Below are 22,074 nucleotides of genomic sequence, written 5' to 3'. Positions count from 1 at the left end.
TTTCTCCTGATTAAAATAACAAGCTAAGAAGCCTATCACAGAGTGATAAGCTTCATATAGGCTTTTTAATTAGACGGATGTTTTATATTTTAAGTAGCGATTCGCACATTCGGCAGCGGCAACTAATCCCCCCGCCATCATAATAATATCTTTAATAATCAGCCGTCCCGCAGCGGATAAATATGGAAAGCCGTAATTTGGTGTAGGCAAATCGCCGCCTAAATTAGGCACCCAAGTTTCCGGCGTGAAAATGAGGAACGACAAGGTCACGATGGACATACCGAACGTTAGCAAACCGCCGAATAGCCCTAAGGTTGGAGACCAGATCCCTGCCAATGTTAATAACCCGATGGTCACAATCATAGCGCCGATAATATAAGATGCAGTATAGGTGCCGTTAGCTTTATGCCACTCAATATTTTTCGCCACCATTTTACCTTCGGGATTTTTATAAAGGGTATATTCTTTTACTAATTCGCCTTTATCATTTTGTACTAAATTCGGTCCGTTTTTATAGAGGAAACTTAAAAATGGATTATTCGAAACAAAATGAGCAATACCGTCTGCTTCATATTGACAGACTTTTAACCCGCCAATCCATACCATAACGATACAAATGGCGATGCGTATAAAGTTAATAAATTGGCGTTGCATTGGGGCAACAATTTTTGCGAGTAATTCAACTAATGCGTTCATTTCTTAGCCTCATAGAACTTCATAATTAAGCAGATGATACAAAACCTTGAGTGGTTATTTACCTAAATGGATAGGTCGGCGAACTATATCGGATATTAAAAATAAATAATTTGATAGGATTCGCTATTTTTTATGATTGAGACTAAATCAGATAAATTTGAGATTATAACGACGTTAGGAAGATAGCTTTGCTATTCAATAGTCTGTAATAAAGCGGATTAGCATTGTAAACGGTTTAAAAATACGATTGATATTTAAATAAAATCCAATTTAAGCAAAATAAACCGAATGAATCTTGATTATTCAGCGATTTTTTGCCATGGTAGCGCAGTTTTAATGAAAATATAGGTAATGTTATGCAATCCACAAACTTAAAAGAATTGACCTTTCGGGGGATGTTGCTCGGGGCGTTGATTACGGTGTTGTTTACCGCATCTAACGTTTATTTAGGTCTAAAAGTCGGTATGACCTTTGCGTCTTCCATTCCTGCCGCTGTGATTTCAATGGCGATTCTCAAATTTTTCCATGGTTCCAATATTCTTGAAAATAACATGGTGCAAACGCAGGCTTCTTCTGCGGGGACGCTATCTTCAGTGATTTTTGTCTTACCGGGTTTATTGATGATGGGCTATTGGCAAGATTTCCCATTCTGGCAAACCATGTTGATTTGTGCCGCGGGCGGTACGTTGGGCGTGTTATTTACCATTCCGTTGCGTCGAGCAATGGTGGTAAACAGCGATTTGCCTTATCCGGAGGGCGTTGCAGCTGCGGAAATTTTAAAAGCCGGTAATCATACCGATGGCGACAGTGGCGTCAAAGATATTGCTTATGGTGGCGTATTGGCCGGTTCGGTGGCTTTCTTAACTAATGGTTTACGCGTTATGGCAGATGGCGCTAGCGCGTGGTTTACCGGCATCGGCGGCAAAGCGGTCTTCCAAATTCCGATGGGCTTTTCTTTAGCATTATTAGGTGCCGGTTACTTAATCGGTATCGTGGGCGGTATTGCGATGTTGTTGGGTACCTTTTTCGCTTGGGGCTTAGCTGTGCCGTTCTTTACCATGTCCGGTGATATACCGACCGATGCGACTATCGTCAGCTATGCCATGAGTATGTGGAAAACGAAAGTGCGTTTTATCGGCGTAGGAACGATCGGGATTGCAGCAATTTGGACCTTATTGATTTTGATGAAACCAATGGTACAAGGCATGGTGCATTCCTTCCGTATGTTGAAAGGTACACAAGAGGCTTCGGAACATCGTATTGATATTGACCTTTCACCAAAAACCATGATTTACATTTTAATTGCCACCGTGGCGTTAATCGTCATTTCGTTACATCACTTTATTGCCGCTGCTCCGGTTTCTCCTGAATTGGCGTTATTGTTGGTCGTGGTTTGTACTTTCTTAGCGGTGTTTATCGGTTTCTTCGTGGCGGCAGCTTCCGGTTATATGGCGGGACTTGTAGGTTCTTCCTCCAGTCCGATTTCCGGAATCGGGATTATTTCCGTCATCGTAATTTCCTTGGTGTTGGTTTCTATCGGGAATGCTTCCGGGTTATTTGAAACCGCCGATGGACAGAAATTTTTGACCGCACTTACCTTGTTTACCGCATCTATCGTGTTAACTACGGCAACGATTTCTAACGATAACCTGCAAGACTTAAAAACCGGTTTATTGGTGGAAGCTACTCCTTGGCGTCAACAGGTTGCATTGATTATCGGTTGTTTCGTGGGGGCGTTAGTGATTGCGCCGGTATTGGAAATCCTTTACCACGCATACGGCTTCACCGGTGCGTTACCGCGCCCGGATATGGATCCGTCACAAGCGTTGTCCGCACCGCAAGCGACGTTGATGACCACTATTTCACAAGGGATTTTCTCCAATAAATTGGAATGGACTTACATCTTAACCGGCGTAGGTTTGGGGGCCGTGTTAATTATCATCGACAGCTTCTTGAAAAAAGTGAGTAACAAAAGTTTCGCTTTACCGGTGCTTGCCGTAGGGATTGGTATCTACTTACCGCCGTCCATTAATATGCCGGTAGTGACCGGGGCATTCTTGGCTTGGTTGGTTAATCGCCATATTGCCAAATACGCCGCCCGCACCGGAGATCATGGCGTTAGCAAACGGGCAGAACGCTTCGGAACACTATTCTCCGCGGGGTTAATTGTCGGTGAGAGCTTAATGGGGGTTATTTTAGCCTTTATTATCGCCGCCTCTGTTACCTCAGGCGGTTCTGAAGCACCGTTAGCCTTGAATTTGGAAAACTGGGGCACGATTGGTGAAGTGCTTGGTTTGGTCGTCTTCATTGTTGGCGTACTGATTTTCACCTCTCGCGTGTTGAGAGCAAAAAAATCTGCTTAATCTCGTAATTTCATCTAAAATAGGCTATCTTTTGATAGCCTATTTTTTACTTTGGAAAATTATGCAGTCTAATTACCCTTATCTAAAAGCATTAATTATATTTCCTTTAATCATGCAAATTCTGGGAACCATCATTGCGGTTTGTATTAGCGACAATACTGACGAGATGTTTGGTGTTGTGGATTTGGTGCTATTCCATATGTATGTCACTTTTTTTGTCGCTACCATTCCGGCATTTCTGATTGCATTGTGGGCAAAAGCATATCGTTATATTCGTTACAATGTATTTGCCATTGTTCTGATTTCGGCGATTATCGCGTTTTGTTATAGCAATGTAGCAGGTTTTGTTTATATGACGTTGTTTGAAAAAACAATGACTTTCGGTATTTGGTTGCGTAGCGGTGCTTTGGATGTTGCGCTACTATTCAGTTGCGGTATGGCGTTATATTCCGTACTGACATTACCCTTGTTGTTACCGAAGGAGAGATAATTCAGCAAATACAAGGAGGGGATGCTATGCCTATACTCACAACTCATTTATTGCAGGATGTAGTAGATATCGCACAACAGGCAGGGGAGCATTTACGTCGCTTTTATCAAGATTCCGTTGCCGTTCATCTGAAAGAAGATAACACCCCGGTGACAGAAGCGGATATGTTTGTTAGTCAGTTTTTAACGGAAAAACTGACCGCACTTACGCCCGATATTCCTATTTTGTCTGAAGAAAATTGTCAAATTCCGCTAGAAGAACGCAGTCGGTGGCAATATTATTGGCTTATTGATCCCCTTGATGGCACGCAGCAATTTATTAATCATACCGATCAATTCTCTGTCTTAATTAGCTTAGTAAAGAACGGCCAACCGGTGCTAGGCGTTATTTATGCGCCAATATTGGAGTGCACATACTACGCTATGCAAGGTTTTGGTGCGTATAAAAAAACGGCGAAACAGCACATTAAACTGACATTTCGCGACATCGAACCGAATCGTGCCTTACGCATTGCCGTAGGCTCTTCCTCCGCAGCGGAAAAAGTGCGGTCGATTTTGAACAAGAATTTTGACTATGAATTTCATATTTTCGGCTCCAGTGGACTGAAAAGCACCATGGTGGCCGATGGGCAATGTGATTGCTACATTCGTCTCGGTTTAACCGGCGAATGGGACACCGCGGCGGCAGAAATTTTATTGTCGGAAATGGGCGGCGTGGTTTTCGATTTGAATTATCAAGCCTTAACCTATAACCAACGCGAATCTTTTGTGAATCCGAATTTTATTATGGCGGCGACGCAGGATTTTGCGTGGGAAAAAATCTTTCGCTCCGATTCATAAGAGCGATTGGAAATAAAACATCATCTTATCTATCATAAACACGAATTATTAAAACAAATGTGGTTTAACAAATGAAAGCAGAAAATAATTGTATTGTAATTTTTGGGGCCTCCGGTGATTTGACTCACCGCAAACTGATTCCGGCGCTGTATAACCTGTATAAAATCGGACGTTTAACGGAGAATTTCTCTGTATTAGGCGTGGCTCGTAGCGAGTTAAATGATGAAACATTTCGTGAAAAGATGCGTCAGGCACTCATTAAACATGAAAAAGCCAACGGCGATATGCTGGAGAAATTTTGTTCTCATCTTTATTATCAACCGATTAACACTTCTGATGCGCAGGATTATGGCAAATTAGTGCCGCGTATTGATGAGTTGCATGACAAATATCAAACCTGCGGCAACACCTTATACTATATGTCCACGCCGCCGAGTTTGTATGGTGTGATTCCCGAATGCCTCGCCACACACGGTTTGAACACCGAAGAATACGGTTGGAAGCGGATTATCGTAGAAAAACCTTTCGGTTATGATTTAAAAACCGCGCATGCCTTGGATATTCAAATTCACCGTTTCTTTGAAGAACATCAAATTTACCGTATAGACCATTATCTCGGCAAAGAAACCGTGCAAAATTTGTTGGTCTTGCGCTTCTCTAACGGACTATTTGAGCCGTTGTGGAATCGTAACTACATTGAATATGTGGAAATTACCGGTGCGGAATCTATCGGTGTAGAAGATCGCGGCGGTTATTACGATGGTTCCGGCGCGATGCGTGATATGTTCCAAAATCACTTATTACAAGTATTGGCAATGGTGGCCATGGAACCGCCGGCAATTATCAATGCCAATTCCATGCGTGACGAAGTGGCGAAAGTATTGCACTGTTTGCACCCGTTAACTCAGGAAGATTTAAAAAATAATCTCGTATTGGGTCAATATGTTAAAGCTGAAATCAACGGCGAAACAGTAGCGGGTTATTTACAGGAAAAAGGTGTGCCTGAAGATTCCAATACGGAAACTTATATGGCATTACGCTGTGAGATTGACAACTGGCGCTGGGCGGGCGTGCCATTTTATGTGCGTACCGGAAAACGCTTGCCGGTGCGGGTTACAGAAGTGGTGATTCATTTTAAAACCACGCCGCACCCTGTGTTCAGTAAAAGCGCGCCGGAGAATAAACTGATCATCCGTATTCAACCGGATGAAGGCATTTCTATGCGTTTCGGCTTGAAAAAACCGGGTGCCGGATTTGAATCCAAGGAAGTTTCGATGGATTTCCGTTATGCGGATTTAGCCTCCCCGAGCCTGTTAACCGCCTATGAGCGTTTGTTATTGGATGCAATGAAAGGCGACGCGACCTTGTTCGCCCGTACCGATGCGGTTCATGCCTGCTGGAAATTTGTACAACCTATTTTGGATTACAAGGCCGAACGCGGCAGAGTGTATGAATATGAAGCAGGCACTTGGGGGCCGACAGAGGCGGATAAACTGATTGCCAAAGCAGGCCGTGTCTGGCGCAAACCGTCGGGTGCGATGAAGAAAAAAGTGTAATCATTTGATGGCGCACGCGTTATCGCGTGCGTTAGTGAATAAGGCTCGCGTGAGAAAACGCTCACCATCATTTTAGGAAGAGAAAACATGAACTACATCACCTTCCCCACCGCGCAAAGTGCGGTGGAAAAAATCGCCCAAGAATTTGTGATTTATAGCCACGTAAACCACCCCGTACACATTTCCCTGTCCGGCGGTTCCACGCCGAAATTATTGTTTAAAACCTTGGCGCAAGCCCCTTACGCGGACGCCATTAACTGGAAAAACCTCCATTTCTGGTGGGGCGATGATCGCATGGTGAGCCCGACAGACCCTGAAAGTAATTACGGCGAAGTGCAAAAACTCTTGTTCGATCACATTCAAATTCCAACGGAAAACATCCACAGAATTCGTGGCGAAAATGAACCGCACTTTGAACTAAAACGCTTCGAAGAAGAATTAAGTGCGGTCATTCCAAACAGTATTTTTGATTGGATCATTTTAGGCATGGGAACAGATGGTCATACCGCCTCTCTCTTCCCACATCAAACTAATTTTGATGATGAAAACCTTGCGGTCATTGCAAAACACCCTGAAAGTGGTCAAATTCGTATTTCTAAAACAGCCAAACTGATTGAACAAGCCAAACGCATTACCTATTTGGTGACAGGCGAAGGCAAAGCGGACATTTTGAAAGAAATTCAATCCACGCCAGCAGAAAACTTGCCTTATCCCGCTGCAAAAATTAAAGCAAAAAATGGCGTGACGGAATGGTATTTGGATAAAGCGGCGGCAAAATTGCTATAAAGGATGGTATATCAAACATAGCGGGTTTCACAATATGATCGAATACAAAACCAACTTTCCCATTTCAGTAGAACAATTTATTGAACTACTCAATAAAACCTCGTTAGGCACGCGTCGTCCATTAGAAGATGAAAGACGTGTGGCGGCGATGTTACATCATGCCGATTTATTGGTGACAGCTTGGGATGGTGAGCGATTAGTGGGTGTCGCTCGTTCGGTAACGGATTTTGCTTATTGTTGTTATTTGTCTGATTTGGCGGTGGACGAGCAATATCAAAAACAAGGTATCGGCGTGCAGTTAATTGAACACACCAAACAGGCGTTACATCCACAAGCCAAAATTGTACTTTTATCCGCTCCGCAAGCGGTGGATTACTATCCGCATATTGGGTTTACACAGCACATGAGTGCATGGACGAAGAGTTAATTTATTAGAATGGTATGGAGACAAAAATGAAAAAATTGTTTGTACTACTTACTTCAACTTTGTTATTTGCTTGTTCATCTGGTCCATCTTTAGATCAGTTAGCGGCACAAATGCCAAAAGATAATCGCTCAGTAATGCTTCAAGTTCCAGAAGCAGGAAACCCAGTTTCAAATGGAATGCTTGTAGCAACGATTAGAACCGCAGGTGGTACTTCAGGAAAACGACTCGTATCTCTTTTAGCTACAGATAATTTACACATCGGAATTGCAGGGAACAGTCAATCTGTGAATAAAGCAGTTGCTATGTATGGACTAAATAATGCAGAAAAGGTCGGCAAAGATGTATCTTTATACCTTGTTGGAGATAGTCAAAGTGATAAAGCAGATCTAGAAAAAGCCGCAAAAGCGAAAAATGTAGAAATGCATTACATTATCCAAAAATAAGATACAGATGAATTAGATGCAGAGTGACTTTAATGTTGAATTTAGATAATAAAAAATTTGTTGCTGTTGAAAACACCGTAAATGGTGAGGTGAGTAGCCAAACAGAATTTCATTACCATCAACAAGGTAAAATGATTTGGGCCGAATATGGTGGCGGTGAAATTTTAAAAGGCTTTTTAATTGGGAAATGGGTTGACGATACTCAAATTGAATTTACGTATCAACATTTAAATCAATCTCTAGAAAATCGTTTGGGGCGTTGCTATACAACATTTTCTTTAGAAGAAAGTAAACTCATCGGTCATGAAAAATGGCAGTCGCTAGATACGTTAGAGCAAGGTAGCTCTTTAATTAGAGAAATTTAAAAGAAGTTTTGCTATAGGATATCTGAAACAAGCTTCTTATACCCTTAGATAGCGCGCGTCTCCTGACGCGTGCTGATAACTTACTAAATTTGTAAGGCACGCGTCGGGAGACGCGCGCCAGCGTAAATAAAAAATAATTGAAAAAATGACCGCACTTTTGCGTAGCAAGAAGATAGATTTCTGATAGTGTGCGCTTCATAGCCTGTGCTTGTAGATAAAGGCACACGTTGGGAAACGTGCGCCATCATAGGAAGGTGATATGAAAATATTAGGTATTATCGGTGGAATGAGCCCGGAAAGTACGGCAACTTATTACACTGAGATCAATCGTTTAGTGAATCAGAAAAAAGGCGGGAATATTTCTGCGCCTATTGTCATGGTGAGTGTAGAATTTGAAGAAATTGTGCAATGCCAGAAACAAAGTGAATGGCAACGAGCCGGAGAGATTCTCGCTGAAGCAGGAAAAAAATTAGAGATGATTGGTGCAGAAGGTATTGTGCTTGCAACTAATACCATGCACAAAGTAGCACCTCAAATTGAGTGGGTGCTTTCTATTCCGTTTTTACATATTTTAGATGCTACAGCAGATGCTATTAAATCGCGAGGTTTAAATAAAGTGGCTTTGCTGGGTACAAAATTTACTATGAGCGATAATTTTTATCGTGATGGTTTACAGCAGAGAGGCATTATGCCAATTGTGCCAATTGATGAAACTCAAAACGAAATCCATCGAATTATTTTTGATGAGCTTTGTGTGGGTAAATTTTTACCGACATCAAAAGCATTTTATTTAAAAATCATTGATGAATTGAAAAATCAGGGGGCAGAAGGCGTAATTTTAGGGTGTACGGAAATCGGATTGTTGGTTAATCAAAGCGATTCGCCATTGCCATTTTTCGACACGGCTAAATTGCATTCTCAAATGGCTGCTGATTTTGTTTTAGGTATAAAAAAACATTTAGAAAAATGACCACTTTGATAGCGCGCGTCTCCTGACGCGTGCTGATAACTTATTAAATTTGTAAGGCACGCGTCAGGAGACGCGCGCCATCATGAGGGCGGCAGTGAAAGCGATAAAGCCGATTTAGAAAAAGCCGCAAACAGAAAAAATATTAAATTACATTATTTTATTAACCAAAAGTAATCGGTTTGATAGCAGCTCACTGATAGCGCACGCGTCATAGAGTGTGCTTGTAGGTAAAGGCACACGTTGGGAAACGTGCGCTATCATAGGGCGGTTAGATTTGACGAATTTTTTACAAATTTTCTTTTGGGCATTTATAACATGAAAAAAATTATTCTTCTCTCACTATTACCACTCACTGCAATGGCTGCGCCATCGTTAAAAGGGTTTGAAAAGACTTATCAAGACTGGGATTTAATTTGTGATAATACCGGCACTTGCAATATGGCGGGTTATCAAGAGGGCGATGGTTCTGAACATCCTGTTTCGATTTTATTTACCCGAAGTGCGGGTGAGCAAGCACCTGTGACCGCACAGTTGGCATTATTACGTGAAGATGTTGGTAATAAAACGGCTGAAATTATCTTAAATGGTCAATCACTCGGTATTGTTCCAAATATCTCAGAAGATGGGAACGCAAAATTAAGTGAAAAACAAACAACAGAATTACTCACGGCGTTAAAAGGAAACGCAAGTATTGAAGTGGTGTTTGGTGGGTTTAAGGAAAAAGTATCTGATAAAGGTGCAGCTGCCGCGATGCTCAAAATGGATGAATTTCAACAACGTTTAAATACGCCTTCCGCACTCATTCGCCAAGGCAAAGAAAAACATGCGGTATTAGCGCCACAGGCCGCACCAAAAATTGATGTTGTCAGTGTAAACAATCGCCAAATAACAGAGTTAAAGCACGGGGAAAAACAGTTTGATTCTGTATTAGCGTTATTGCGTAAAAGTAATAAGACGAATGAAAACTCAGAAAATTACTGTTATGACCTTCATGAAGATAATATATCGAATAAACAAATTACACTTTACCCACTAACGAAAGGTAAAGTGCTAGCTGAAACCGTTTGCATAGGTGGCTCGTATCAATACACTGATTACTATGCCGTATTAGACGAAAAATTAAGCAAAGTTGAACAAGTGCTGGCAAATAAGTATAACTATGCTGATTATGATAAAAACACCCACATTTTAAAGGTAAAAGGATCATTTAAAGCGCGTGGTCTTGGAGATTGTTGGTCTGGGCAAGAAGCTGTTTGGAATGGCAAAATCTTTATCCGTACTGAAGAACATACATCTGGCTCTTGCAAAGGATTTACGGGTGGAGCTTGGGGCGGATTACCGATTTTTGTGAGCGAGCTTAACGTTAAATAAAAATTACTGCCCACTTGTAAGCGGGCAGATTTCTTCTATTTTTTGCAAATCTTCTTTTAGGAATTGATAACATGAAAAAAGCGCTTCTTCTCGCATTACTACCACTTACTGCAATGGCTGCGCCATCGTTAAAAGGGTTTGAAAAGACTTATCAAGACTGGGATTTGATTTGCGATAATACCGGCACTTGCAATATGGCAGGTTATCAAAATGGTTCAGATCTGGTTTCCCTTAGATAGCGCGCGTCTCCCGACGCGTGCTGATAACTTGCTAAATTTGTAAGGCACGCGTCGGGAGACGCGCGCCAGCATCAATAAAAAACAATTGAAAAAACAACCGCACTTTTTGCGTGTGGTCATGTGGTGCAACTTATTGCACCAAAGTATTTAAATCGGTACAACAACTTGTACCCTACAACAGGAGAAAACAATGTCAGTAAAAGGCGACATCGGTGTTATCGGCTTAGCCGTGATGGGGCAGAACCTCATTTTAAATATGAACGACCACGGGTTTAAAGTGGTGGCGTATAACCGTACCACATCCAAAGTGGATGAATTTTTACAAGGTGCGGCAAAAGGCACGAACATTATCGGTGCTTATTCTTTGGAAGATTTAGCGAGCAAATTAGAAAAACCGCGCAAAGTGATGTTAATGGTGCGCGCGGGTGAGGTGGTGGATCAATTTATTGATGCATTGCTACCGCACTTAGAAGAAGGCGACATCATTATTGATGGCGGTAACTCAAACTATCCGGACACCAACCGTCGTGTGGCGGCGTTGCGTGAAAAAGGCATTCGCTTTATCGGCACGGGCGTTTCCGGTGGTGAAGAGGGCGCGCGCCACGGGCCATCCATTATGCCGGGCGGTAACGAAGAAGCATGGCCATTCGTAAAACCGGTATTGCAAGCGATTTCCGCTAAAACCGACAAAGGCGAAGCGTGCTGTGATTGGGTGGGCAAAGATGGCGCAGGCCATTTCGTAAAAATGGTGCATAACGGCATCGAATACGGCGACATGCAATTAATTTGCGAAGCCTACCAATTCTTAAAAGAAGGCGTGGGCTTGTCTGATGATGAGTTGGAAGCGACTTTCAACGCATGGCGCAACACCGAATTAGACAGCTACTTAATCGACATTACCGCCGATATTCTTGGCTATAAAGATGAAGACGGTAACCGCTTAGTGGATAAAATTTTAGACACCGCAGGGCAAAAAGGCACTGGTAAATGGACGGGGATCAATGCTCTTGATTTCGGTATTCCGTTGACCTTAATCACCGAGTCCGTGTTCGCCCGCTGCGTGTCTGCTTTTAAAGATCAACGCCTTGCCGCAAGCCAATTATTCGGTAAAACCATTGGCAAAGTGGAAGGCGATAAAAATGTATGGATTGAAGCGGTACGCAAAGCGTTATTGGCGTCAAAAATCATTTCTTACGCACAAGGCTTTATGTTGATTCGTGAAGCGTCTGAAAACTTCAACTGGAACATCAACTACGGCAACACCGCCTTATTATGGCGCGAAGGCTGTATTATTCGCAGCCGTTTCTTAGGCAACATTCGCGATGCGTATGAAGCGAACCCGGATTTAATCTTCTTAGGTTCCGACAGCTACTTCAAAGGCATTTTAGAAAACGCCATGGGCGAATGGCGCAAAGTGGTGGCAAAATCCATCGAAGTAGGCATTCCAATGCCATGTATGGCATCTGCGATTACCTTCTTAGACGGTTACACCTCAGCCCGCTTGCCGGCAAATCTGTTGCAAGCGCAACGTGACTACTTTGGCGCGCATACTTACGAACGCACCGACAAACCACGCGGCGAATTCTTCCACACCAACTGGACAGGGCGCGGCGGTAATACCGCATCCACCACGTATGATGTGTAATTCGTAAAAATACGCTGTAAATCGACCGCACTTTGAGTGAAAGTGCGGTCATTTTTTTCAACGTTTTGGAGGTCAAATGTTATCGAAAGCCCGTTTAGATCAAATCACAGAAATGGAAGGCATTCTGAACGAAGCCAATGATTTTTTAGCGGAAGCCGAAGCATTTTTGGAAAAATGGCAGACGTTTCTACCGAAAATGGAAGCTTTGGAATGCTATTATTTTGACGGTGACTGGCGTGAGGATTATGCCGCTTATGAACAAGGCGAAATTCCACATGATTTGCCTTGCGGCGTATTGGGCGAAGATCCGGTGTTTAATGCGAGCGTTATGCAGCGGGAGTTAGCGGTGCAATGGCTGAAATTAATCAGTCGGATTTTAGACAACACCAAATAGCTTGTTAAAAAAATGTTACTCTGAATACGAAATTACCGTAAAATGAGTACATTGATTTTGTTATCTAATTTTTATGTTTTCTAAAGAAAAGCTGATTGCTTATATCCAACTCATGCGTTTAGACCGCCCTATTGGCACATTATTGTTATTGTGGCCGACATTGTGGGCGTTGTTCTTATCGGTGAAGGGGATTCCTCCATTTTCGATTCTGACGATTTTCATCCTCGGTGTGATTTTTATGCGCGCTGCGGGTTGCGTGATTAATGATTACGCCGATCGAAATATTGACGGACAGGTGAAGCGAACACTCAACCGCCCTCTGGCGACCGCTCGGGCAACGCCGAAAGAAGCAAAAATCTTGTTTATGGTATTGCTTGCCTGTTCGTTGGTTTTGGTGTTATTCCTAAATGTTTATGCCATTGCCTTGTCTTTCATCGGCGCCTTATTAACGCTGATTTACCCTTTCATGAAACGCTACACCCACTTGCCACAGCTGTTTTTGGGCATGGCATTCGGTTGGTCGATTCCCATGGCGTATGGCGCGACTATCGGGCAGTTACCCTTAGAATGTTGGATTTTGTTTATTGCCAATTTGGCGTGGACGGTGGCTTACGATACGCAATATGCCATGGTGGATCGCGATGATGATTTACGCATTGGGGTGAAATCTACCGCCATTTTATTCGCCCAATATGATAATAAAATCATTACCTTGCTACAGCTTATTACCTTGGGGCTGCTTTGTTGGCTTGGCAATCTGAATTATTTCCACGTGAGCTATTTCCTTATGCTTGGCGTGGCCACCCTATTTTTCGTATATCAATGTCGCTTAATCAAAGACCGCAAACGGGAAGATTGTTTCAAGGCTTTCTTGAATAACAATTATTTCGGCATGATGGTGTTTATCGCCATACTTTGCGGTTTATTTATTCACTAACTTCTCTTTATTTCCCCCCGATATTTTGCGTTAGATCACAAAATACAAATTATTCTCAAAAGCATCTGTTCTTTCGATTACTTCTTTTCTATAATTTGCCGCGCAGTTTTTAACTTCAAGGAAGTAAAGTATGAAAAATAATAAACTCCTAATGACAGCCTATGGTCTATTGCCGATAACAATTGGTTTATCAACGGTAAATGTGGCACTTGCCGATGAAAACCTAGAAACCATTAATGTCTCTACGGAATTAGATGATTCCACCAAAGCCAATCATTCTGAAAAGAAAACCGCTGCGGTAATTCAACAGGAACTTATTCAAAATAATAAAGATCTTGTGCGTTATAGCCCAGATGTTGGGGTGGTTGATCAAGGTCGTCACCAGAAAGGTTTTGCCATTCGCGGTGTAGAAGATAACCGTGTCGGAATTAGTATTGATGGTGTGGCATTACCGGATTCGGAAGAAAACTCACTTTATAAACGTTATGGTAACTTGAACACTTCGCGTCAAAGTATCGATCCTGAGCTTGCACGCACTATTGATATTGCTAAAGGTGGTGATTCTTTCAACCAAGGGAGTGGCAACATTGGCGGTGGCGTTAATTATCGTACCCTTGAACCTTTTGATATTGTAAGAAACGGTCGAAAATTTGGTGCGTTATATCGTACCGGTTACGCTTCTCGAAATTCCGAATGGGTGAATACTTTAGGCGTGGCGTATGCAGGAGAACAAGCGGAAGCACTTTTACTTTATTCCAACCGCCATGGACATGAAATGAAAAGCGCCGGTGGTTACACTATTCCTGAAGATTCACGTTATACTCGTTCTCGCGGCTATAGTAAACAAACTCCTGATGATTCAACGCATCACAATAATAGCTACCTAGCTAAGTTTGCTTATCGTTTTAATGATAACCACCGAGTTGGGGCTTCCTATAGTGGTTCACGCAATAAAAATTATATTATTGAAGATTCAGCGGTAACATTATATTCCAGATGGCGAGAGGCGGACGACCGTGCTAAACGAGATACCATCAACGTTTTTTATGAATATTTACCGGACTCAAAAATCATTGCATTAGTGAAAACTGATGTAGATTATCAAAAAACACAAACTGCTGCCTATAACTATGAGGGCTATAGAGCAGAACCTGCAACCAGTTATAGTCCAGCGAAGACAAGAGAGCCTAGCGATAATAATCTTCGTTTCTTTAACACTAAATTTAAACGTATTAATTTTCGTATAGATAGCCAACCAATTGATTTAGGTATAGGTACCCATACTTTTTCATTTAGAACAGCTATTTCTGAACGAAAATTCGATATTTTGCATCAGGATTCTGTTTATGTAGATAATAACAATGATGGTGTTAAAGAGTGGGTGAATTCAAAAGATTCAACAATGATGTATCCAGTTAAAACACGTCATCACAATCTTTCATTGCTTGATAATATTGAGTTTTCTCCTGAATGGAAAGCGCATTTAGGTATTCGTTATGACTGGGCAAAACATTCGCAAGGCAGTTTAGGTGGGTTAGAGTGTAGAACCTGCCAAAAAGCTGATGATGCTAAATTCCATAATATTAGCTGGACAGTGGGAATTGATAAAATAATCAATGATGATTGGAAATTAGGTTACAGTATTGGTACTGGTTACCGTATGCCAAATGCATCCGAGATGTATTTTGATTATCGAGATAATGCTGCCGGTGCTTGGAAGTCCAATCCTCATCTCAAAGCGGAAAAAAGTTTGACCCAAAATCTTAACTTATTAGGAAAAGGGCGTTTGGGAGAACTATCTTTGAATTTACATCATTCCAGTTATAAAGATTTCTTATATGAACAAGAAACATGGGAATACTATAATTATTGGGGCAATATGTGGCGTTGGCGTCCGGTTCAACAAATGCAAAATATTGATTCTGCGAAAATCTATGGCGTTGAATTTACAGGTAAACTTAACCTAAATGAAGTTACCCCAATGCCGAATGGTTGGAAATTATTTGGTTCATTGGGATACAGCAAAGGAAGTATGTCTAATAACGCAAGTTTAATGTCGCTTCAACCGATTAAAGCCATTATTGGGCTAGATTATGAACAGCCTGATGGTAAATGGGGAATTTTTTCCCGCTTGACTTACTTTGGTGCTAAAAAAGCTAAAGATGCCAAATATATTAGAACATCGGAAGAGCGCTGTCTTAGACAAGAATCTAGACCAAATCCTTATTGGCCGTATTGGGGAACAGGCCCAACAGAAACTACATGTGTAGAATATTCTCATGAAACTGAATTAGATACATGGAAACATTTAAATGCAAAAGCTTTTGTGTTTGATATGTTTGGTTTCTATAAAGTAGCAGACAATGTTACTTTACGCGCAGGTGTTTATAATATCTTTAATCGTAAATACCACACTTGGGATACTTTACGTGGACTAAATAACACCGGTGGTGTGGTAAACTCTGTTGGGCTTCGTCCTAATTCAACCTATGGTGGTTACCCAGGTCTCGAACGTTTCTATCAACCGGGCAGAAACTTCTCCGCCTCCATCGAAATTCGCTTCTAACCCAAGCTGAAATTCATTATAAAAACAGACCGCACTTTGAGTATTTCAAAGTGCGGTCAATTTTTTGTGTGTTTTTAAAAATTAATAGCTTGAGTTAATTAACACTTCTTCGTCATAACCACCGAGGGTTGGCATCGGTTGGTAAGTAGAGTTGGCGGCGCGCATGAGGCGGATACCGCGAATGCCTGCTTCTTTGGCGGCAAGAATATCATCATCGCTATCGCCGTAGTGAATGCTGACTTTGTGTTTGATAATGCCCGGGGTTTTGTTGTATTTGGTGCTAAGCTCACGCCCGCCCATGAATTCTACCGGGTGCATATCTTTAATATTAAAGGCTTTTTGTAATACCGGGGTAACGCCGTCTTTATCGCCGGCAGTGCGTCCGGTGATGAAATAAATTTGGTCGCCACGGGCTTGGTGCATATTAATTAAATCCACAGCAATTTGTTTTGGAATGGAATATTGGTCACAACCCGCATTCACTTCATTCCAGAAATCTTGGTTTTTTAAGTAATCATGTTTGCCTGGGGAATATTTTTGTTGTCCGTGATAAAAACAAGGACTACTGAATAGCACGGTATCGTCAATATCAAAACTTACATTGATCGGTGCTTTACCTTCCAATTCTTTTTTCAGTTGCTCAACGGAAATCCAGTGGATTGGTTGTTCCACGAGCATTTCACGGGCATTGGTACCTTGATTGGTGTAAGGTTCGGTTTTGGCCGCCATGGCGGGAATTGCTGCCGCGGTTAAAAGGGCGACAAGAGAAAGTTTAACAAGATTTTTCATTGTGACTCCTGATGAGATTGTGAATATATCGGCGGCAATCCTACCTTTTTTGTTCTATTACGCAATTTCAAGCAATCGTTTGCTATACAAAATTATGATCGTGATCACATTTTTATTATGTGATTGGTGAATAAATGACCAATATTATTTTTCCCCTTGAATTCCCACTAAATTACCTCAATATAACCTCCACATTTTCCATTTTTAAAGGATAGCATTATGACTACGATTGTAAGTGTACGTCGCAACGGCAAGGTGGTTGTCGGCGGTGACGGGCAGGTTTCCCTTGGCAATACGGTGATGAAAGGTAACGCGCGCAAAGTGCGTCGTTTGTATAACGGCAAAGTGTTGGCAGGTTTTGCGGGCGGCACGGCGGATGCCTTTACGTTATTTGAGTTATTTGAACGTAAATTGGAAATGCACCAAGGGCATTTGCTGAAAAGTGCGGTGGAATTGGCGAAAGATTGGCGCACCGACCGTGCGTTGCGTAAATTGGAAGCGATGTTAATTGTGGCGGATGAAAAAGAAAGCCTGATCATTACCGGTATCGGTGATGTGGTACAACCGGAAGAAGATCAAATTCTTGCTATCGGTTCCGGCGGCAACTACGCTTTATCTGCTGCCCGTGCGTTAGTGGAAAACACCGAGTTGTCGGCGCGTGAAATTGTGGAAAAATCTCTCAAAATTGCCGGTGATATTTGTGTATTTACGAATACCAATTTCACCATTGAAGAATTACCCTAATGGCTTGGCTTTGCTTGATTCTTGCCGGTTTGCTGGAAATTGGTTGGCCGATTGGGTTGAAAATGGCAGATAGCCCGGAGACTCGAATTTCCGGTATTGTGATTGCCGTGATATTTATGTTCGGTAGCGGTGTATTATTGTGGTTGGCGCAACGTACTATCCCGATAGGGACCGCTTATGGTGTATGGACAGGGATTGGTGCGGCGGGAGCCTTTATTGTCGGAGTGCTGTTCTATCAAGATCCGCTTACCTTTTGGCGGGTCATGGGTGCATTATTAATTGTTAGTGGCGTTGTCGTCTTAAAAATGGCAGCCTAGTTATAATAAGGAAAAATTATGTCTGAAATGACTCCTCGTGAAATAGTTTCTGAATTAGATCAATATATTATCGGTCAAAGCGAGGCCAAACGTGCAGTGGCGATTGCCCTGAGAAACCGTTGGCGCAGAATGCAATTGCAAGAGCCGATGCGCCATGAAGTGACCCCGAAAAATATTCTCATGATTGGTCCGACCGGTGTAGGGAAAACCGAAATTGCCCGCCGTTTGGCAAAATTAGCCAATGCGCCGTTCATTAAAGTGGAAGCTACCAAATTTACCGAGGTGGGCTATGTGGGCAAAGAAGTGGATTCCATTATTCGTGATTTAACCGACAGTGCCATGAAATTGGTGCGTCAACGTGAAATCGTGAAAAATCGCGCCAAAGCGGAAGAAGCGGCAGAAGAGCGAATTTTAGATGCCTTATTGCCTGCGGCGAAAAACCAATGGGGCGAAGTGGAAAACCGTGATAGTCAAAGCAACACACGCCAAATTTTCCGTAAGAAATTGCGTGAAGGCCAGCTAGATGATAAAGAAGTGGAAATCGATGTCGCCGGCGTGTCTATGGGGGTGGAAATTATGGCACCTCCGGGCATGGAGGACATGACCAGTCAGTTGCAATCCATGTTCCAAAATCTGTCTAGCGGACAAACCAAAAAACGCAAAATGAAAATCAAAGAGGCGTTGAAAACCTTAATTGACGATGAAGCGGCGAAATTGGTTAACCCGGAAGAGTTGAAACAAAAAGCCATTGATGCCGTGGAACAAAACGGCATTGTGTTTATCGACGAAATCGACAAAATTTGTAAAAAAGGTGAATACAGCGGCGCGGATGTCTCCCGTGAGGGCGTGCAACGCGACTTATTACCGTTGGTGGAAGGTTCAACCGTTAACACCAAACACGGTATGGTCAAAACCGATCACATTTTGTTTATCGCTTCCGGTGCGTTCCAAGTGGCTCGCCCATCAGATTTAATCCCGGAATTACAAGGTCGTTTGCCGATTCGTGTAGAATTGTCTGCACTGACGGCTGAAGATTTCGAGCGTATTCTAACCGAGCCGAACGCCTCTTTGACTGAGCAATACAAAGCCTTAATGGCAACGGAAGGTGTGAATATTGACTTCACTCAAGACGCTATTAAGAAAATCGCCGAAGCGGCATTTCGTGTAAACGAAAAAACCGAAAACATCGGCGCCCGTCGTTTACATACGGTGATGGAGCGTTTAATGGATAAAATCTCCTTCAACGCCAGCGACATGGACGGACAAACCGTTAATATTGATGCCGCTTATGTAAGCGAAGCGTTAGGCGATGTGGTTGAAAATGAAGATTTGAGTCGCTTTATTCTTTAATCTTCCGGTTTTATTTAGGGTACGACAAATGTCGTGCCCTTTTGTTTATCCAAAGAGGTAATTTTATCTCGTGCGCCGAACCATCTAGAGAAACTCAAGGTCTTAGATTCGGCACGGGACCGGGTTTTTTGCTATTATGCCTTTGCCTTGTATCAGGTGACGGCTATTGAGGCAACATAGAATATATCGCAACAAGCATGACAACAGGATGGGCAAACCTTGTGTGAGTCGGTTTGTCTGCTCGGCGAACGATGCTGGAACGATAAAGAAAAAATCAATTATTACTCCACCCCTATGTTTATGTTGGTGGCACACAAATAAGCGTTGCGCGTACAGGAGAAATTTATGAAAAAAACACTTTATTTTTTGACCGCACTTTTGACCGCGTGTCCCGCTTGGGCGAATATGCAAAATAACGAGTTGGACTATGCCAGCACGAAAGATATTCGTGACATTAACCCACACTTGTACGGCGGAGAAATGGCGGCACAAAATATGGTGTTTGAGCCGTTGGTGTTAAATACCGAGTTTGGTCCGCAGCCTTATTTGGCGGAGAGTTGGAGTATTTCCCCCGATGGTAAAACCTACATTTTTAAGTTGCGCAAAGATGTGACTTTCAGCGATGGCGAAGCCTTTAACGCGCAGGCGGTAAAACTGAATATTGATGCGGTGTTGGACAATTATACCCGCCATGGTTGGCTTGAGTTGGTGCAACAAATTGACAGTGTACGCGTGATTGATGATTACACGATTGAACTAAAATTGAAAAATGCCTATTACCCGACACTAACCGAACTCAGTTTCACCCGTCCGTTCCGTTTTATTTCTCCACGCGCTTTCATTGCCGGTAAAACCAAAGACGGCGTACGGAATTATGCGGGCACCGGCCCGTGGGTATTGGCGGAGCATAAACCTAATCAATATGCCCGTTTCAAGGTTAATCCACATTATTGGGGCAAAAAGCCGCAGCTAAATGCTGTGGTATGGAATGTGATTCCGGATCGTCAGGCGATGTTGTTAGCTTTACAAAAAGGCGATATTCAACTGATTTTCGGCGCCGATGGCGATATGGTAAATATGGATGCTTTTGATAAATTAAAATCGTCCAAAACCGTTTCTACTTTATTGAGCGAACCTACCGCTACCCGTTCCATTGTATTGAACAGCGGACGTGAAATTACCGGTGAATTGGCAGTGCGTGAGGCATTGCAATCGGCGGTGAATAAACAAAGTATTGCGCAAGGCATATTTGCCAATTCGGAAAGCGTCGCCCCAACCCTGATGGCAAAAAATGTGCCTTATAGTGATGTGGAAGTGAAGGTATATGATTATGATGTGGCAAAAGCCCGTCAATTGTTAGACCTTGCCGGTTGGAAATTAACTGCCGGCAAAGCCATTCGGGAAAAACAAGGTAAACCGTTGTCTTTGTTGCTTTCTTATAATATTCACAATGCGGGAGAAAAAGAAATTGCCGACCAGTTGCAGGCGGATTTGAAAGAGATCGGCATAGAATTGCGTATTTTAGGCGAAGAAAAACAGGCCTATTCGGATCGCCAGAAGAGCGGGGATTTTGACTTGCAGTATGCACTTTCTTGGGGCAAGCCTTATGAGCCTGCATCTTATGTTTCGTCTTTCCGTGTTCCGACGCATGCAGATTATCAAGCTCAAAAAGGTCTGAAAAATAAACCGGAAATCAATTTGATTATCGGTGAATTATTGGTGACGCCTGATGAAACCTTACGTAAAAAACTCTATGTAAATTTGTGGAAAACCTTGGCGGAGCAGGCAGTGTATATTCCGTTGACTTATGCCCGTACCAAAGCGGTGTTTTCCAATGAATTAAAGGGGGTCGGGTTTAATCAATCACAATATGAGATTCCTTTTGAGCGGATGTCTTTCTCGTCAAAATAATGAGAAAAGTCCTGTTCTTTACGCCGACTATGCTAAACCTTGGTTAAGTGCGGTCGGTTTTTAGAAAATTTTTGTAGTTAGAGGTTAAGTTGTTTAAAATGGCCTCATCTTTCATCAGCTTGAGTGTAATTATGCAGACACAGAAACTATTAGCCGCATTATTGTTGGGTTCCGTGGTGTTAACCGGTTGTTCGTCAACCATCGATCCGGAAACCGGTGAGCGCAAAGACGCCTTGGAAGGGTTTAACCGTAAAATGTGGGATTTCAACTATAAGGTTGCTGATCCTTACATATTGAAACCGTTGGCCAAAGGTTGGAAAGAATACGTGCCAAGCCCGGTACGTACCGGGGTCATTAATGTGGCGGACAATTTGGACGAACCCGCCAGTTTTGCCAACCGTTTGGTGCAAGGCGAATTTAAACTGGCCTTAGTTCACTTTAACCGCTTTTGGATTAATACCATCTTCGGTTTGGGTGGTTTAATTGATGTGGCAAGTTATAGCGATCCGTTGAAAAAACAGGGTGATAATCGTTTCGGCGATACATTGGGCAGCTATGGCGTTGGTACCGGACCTTATGTGATGCTTCCGTTATACGGCGCCGCTACGCCGCGTCAGGACATTGGCAATTTAGCCGACACCACCTATCCGATGCTTTCCCTGTTAGGCCCTTGGGGTTTCTTAAAATCCGGCTTGCAAGGCATCGACACTCGCGCCAAATTAATGGACAAAGAAGCACTGCTTGATCAGGCACAAGATCCGTATGTCACCTTCCGCGAAGCCTATTTCCAAAACTTGGAACAACGCATTAACGGCAATAAACAGAAAAAAGCGGATCCGGCGTTATCAGACGATATACTCAATCAAATTGATTAAC

21 protein-coding genes and 1 pseudogene are annotated in these 22,074 nt (G+C 42.6%); 20 read left to right on the top strand and 2 right to left on the bottom strand.

Going from position 1 to position 22,074, the window contains the following annotated elements:
• Positions 1-69: 69 nt before the first annotated feature.
• The gene (locus DK428_RS04145) at positions 70-696 is read right to left on the bottom strand and encodes a YkgB family protein (RefSeq protein WP_109064983.1); all 627 of its coding nucleotides are present in this window, start codon (positions 694-696) and stop codon (positions 70-72) included.
• Positions 697-1,052: 356 nt separating this feature from the next.
• Here DK428_RS04145 and DK428_RS04140 point away from each other — a divergent pair, with 356 nt between their 5' ends.
• The 15 genes and pseudogenes from DK428_RS04140 to DK428_RS04075 all read left to right on the top strand — a co-directional run bounded on the left by DK428_RS04140 (position 1,053) and on the right by DK428_RS04075 (position 16,087).
• Entirely contained in the window at positions 1,053-3,059 is a 2,007-nt protein-coding gene (locus DK428_RS04140; RefSeq protein WP_109090104.1) for an OPT family oligopeptide transporter, read from the top strand.
• Positions 3,060-3,120: 61 nt separating this feature from the next.
• Entirely contained in the window at positions 3,121-3,549 is a 429-nt protein-coding gene (locus DK428_RS04135; protein WP_109064985.1) for a hypothetical protein, read from the top strand.
• 26 nt (positions 3,550-3,575) lie between these two features.
• Entirely contained in the window at positions 3,576-4,388 is an 813-nt protein-coding gene (gene cysQ, locus DK428_RS04130) for a 3'(2'),5'-bisphosphate nucleotidase CysQ (RefSeq protein ID WP_109064986.1), read from the top strand.
• 71 nt (positions 4,389-4,459) lie between these two features.
• On the top strand, positions 4,460-5,944 hold the full coding sequence (gene zwf / locus DK428_RS04125) for a glucose-6-phosphate dehydrogenase (protein WP_109064987.1): 1,485 nt from the start codon (positions 4,460-4,462) through the stop codon (positions 5,942-5,944).
• Between the two features lie 87 nt (positions 5,945-6,031).
• On the top strand, positions 6,032-6,730 hold the full coding sequence (pgl, locus tag DK428_RS04120) for a 6-phosphogluconolactonase (protein ID WP_109064988.1): 699 nt from the start codon (positions 6,032-6,034) through the stop codon (positions 6,728-6,730).
• Between the two features lie 34 nt (positions 6,731-6,764).
• Positions 6,765-7,157: a GNAT family N-acetyltransferase gene (locus DK428_RS04115; protein WP_109064989.1), complete on the top strand. Its 393-nt coding sequence runs from the start codon at positions 6,765-6,767 to the stop codon at positions 7,155-7,157.
• Positions 7,158-7,183: 26 nt separating this feature from the next.
• Positions 7,184-7,600 (top strand): hypothetical protein, encoded by a 417-nt coding sequence (locus DK428_RS04110; RefSeq protein ID WP_239493796.1) that lies wholly within the window; start codon positions 7,184-7,186, stop codon positions 7,598-7,600.
• Between the two features lie 32 nt (positions 7,601-7,632).
• Positions 7,633-7,965 (top strand): avidin-fold protein, encoded by a 333-nt coding sequence (locus DK428_RS04105; RefSeq protein WP_109064991.1) that lies wholly within the window; start codon positions 7,633-7,635, stop codon positions 7,963-7,965.
• Between the two features lie 259 nt (positions 7,966-8,224).
• Positions 8,225-8,935 carry an aspartate/glutamate racemase family protein gene (locus tag DK428_RS04100; RefSeq protein WP_109083485.1) on the top strand — a complete coding sequence of 237 codons (711 nt, stop codon included), beginning with the start codon at positions 8,225-8,227 and terminating at the stop codon, positions 8,933-8,935.
• Between the two features lie 315 nt (positions 8,936-9,250).
• Entirely contained in the window at positions 9,251-10,306 is a 1,056-nt protein-coding gene (locus tag DK428_RS04095) for a DUF1176 domain-containing protein (RefSeq protein WP_109064992.1), read from the top strand.
• A 71-nt stretch (positions 10,307-10,377) separates the two neighbouring features.
• Positions 10,378-10,527, top strand: a pseudogene (locus DK428_RS11580) (DUF1176 domain-containing protein); the annotation flags it as partial.
• A 208-nt stretch (positions 10,528-10,735) separates the two neighbouring features.
• On the top strand, positions 10,736-12,190 hold the full coding sequence (gene gnd, locus DK428_RS04090) for a decarboxylating NADP(+)-dependent phosphogluconate dehydrogenase (protein WP_109064993.1): 1,455 nt from the start codon (positions 10,736-10,738) through the stop codon (positions 12,188-12,190).
• Between the two features lie 76 nt (positions 12,191-12,266).
• Positions 12,267-12,584 carry a DUF4298 domain-containing protein gene (locus DK428_RS04085; RefSeq protein ID WP_109064994.1) on the top strand — a complete coding sequence of 106 codons (318 nt, stop codon included), beginning with the start codon at positions 12,267-12,269 and terminating at the stop codon, positions 12,582-12,584.
• A 67-nt stretch (positions 12,585-12,651) separates the two neighbouring features.
• Entirely contained in the window at positions 12,652-13,521 is an 870-nt protein-coding gene (gene ubiA, locus DK428_RS04080; protein ID WP_204352455.1) for a 4-hydroxybenzoate octaprenyltransferase, read from the top strand.
• A gap of 130 nt (positions 13,522-13,651) precedes the next feature.
• Complete coding sequence (locus DK428_RS04075; protein WP_109064996.1) at positions 13,652-16,087, top strand: TonB-dependent hemoglobin/transferrin/lactoferrin family receptor; 2,436 nt, start codon at positions 13,652-13,654, stop codon at positions 16,085-16,087.
• Positions 16,088-16,168: 81 nt separating this feature from the next.
• Here DK428_RS04075 and aphA read toward each other — a convergent pair whose 3' ends face one another.
• Complete coding sequence (aphA, locus tag DK428_RS04070) at positions 16,169-16,876, bottom strand: acid phosphatase AphA (RefSeq protein ID WP_109064997.1); 708 nt, start codon at positions 16,874-16,876, stop codon at positions 16,169-16,171.
• Between the two features lie 219 nt (positions 16,877-17,095).
• Here aphA and hslV point away from each other — a divergent pair, with 219 nt between their 5' ends.
• The 5 genes from hslV to DK428_RS04045 all read left to right on the top strand — a co-directional run bounded on the left by hslV (position 17,096) and on the right by DK428_RS04045 (position 22,073).
• Complete coding sequence (gene hslV, locus DK428_RS04065) at positions 17,096-17,620, top strand: ATP-dependent protease subunit HslV (protein WP_100296120.1); 525 nt, start codon at positions 17,096-17,098, stop codon at positions 17,618-17,620.
• Positions 17,620-17,937: a DMT family transporter gene (locus DK428_RS04060; protein WP_109064998.1), complete on the top strand. Its 318-nt coding sequence runs from the start codon at positions 17,620-17,622 to the stop codon at positions 17,935-17,937. The genes hslV and DK428_RS04060 overlap by 1 nt, the downstream gene beginning before the upstream one ends.
• Before the next feature lie 18 nt (positions 17,938-17,955).
• On the top strand, positions 17,956-19,287 hold the full coding sequence (hslU, locus tag DK428_RS04055) for an HslU--HslV peptidase ATPase subunit (RefSeq protein WP_109064999.1): 1,332 nt from the start codon (positions 17,956-17,958) through the stop codon (positions 19,285-19,287).
• Positions 19,288-19,632: 345 nt separating this feature from the next.
• Positions 19,633-21,198 carry a nickel ABC transporter substrate-binding protein gene (nikA, locus tag DK428_RS04050; protein WP_109065000.1) on the top strand — a complete coding sequence of 522 codons (1,566 nt, stop codon included), beginning with the start codon at positions 19,633-19,635 and terminating at the stop codon, positions 21,196-21,198.
• 131 nt (positions 21,199-21,329) lie between these two features.
• Positions 21,330-22,073: an MlaA family lipoprotein gene (locus tag DK428_RS04045; RefSeq protein WP_109083517.1), complete on the top strand. Its 744-nt coding sequence runs from the start codon at positions 21,330-21,332 to the stop codon at positions 22,071-22,073.
• Position 22,074 lies beyond the last annotated feature (1 nt).

The organism is Aggregatibacter kilianii, from assembly GCF_003130255.1.
Classification (GTDB): Bacteria; Pseudomonadota; Gammaproteobacteria; order Enterobacterales; family Pasteurellaceae; genus Aggregatibacter; species Aggregatibacter kilianii.
The sequence above is the reverse complement of the archived record's forward strand: the minus strand, read 5'-3'. Positions and strand labels throughout refer to the sequence as shown.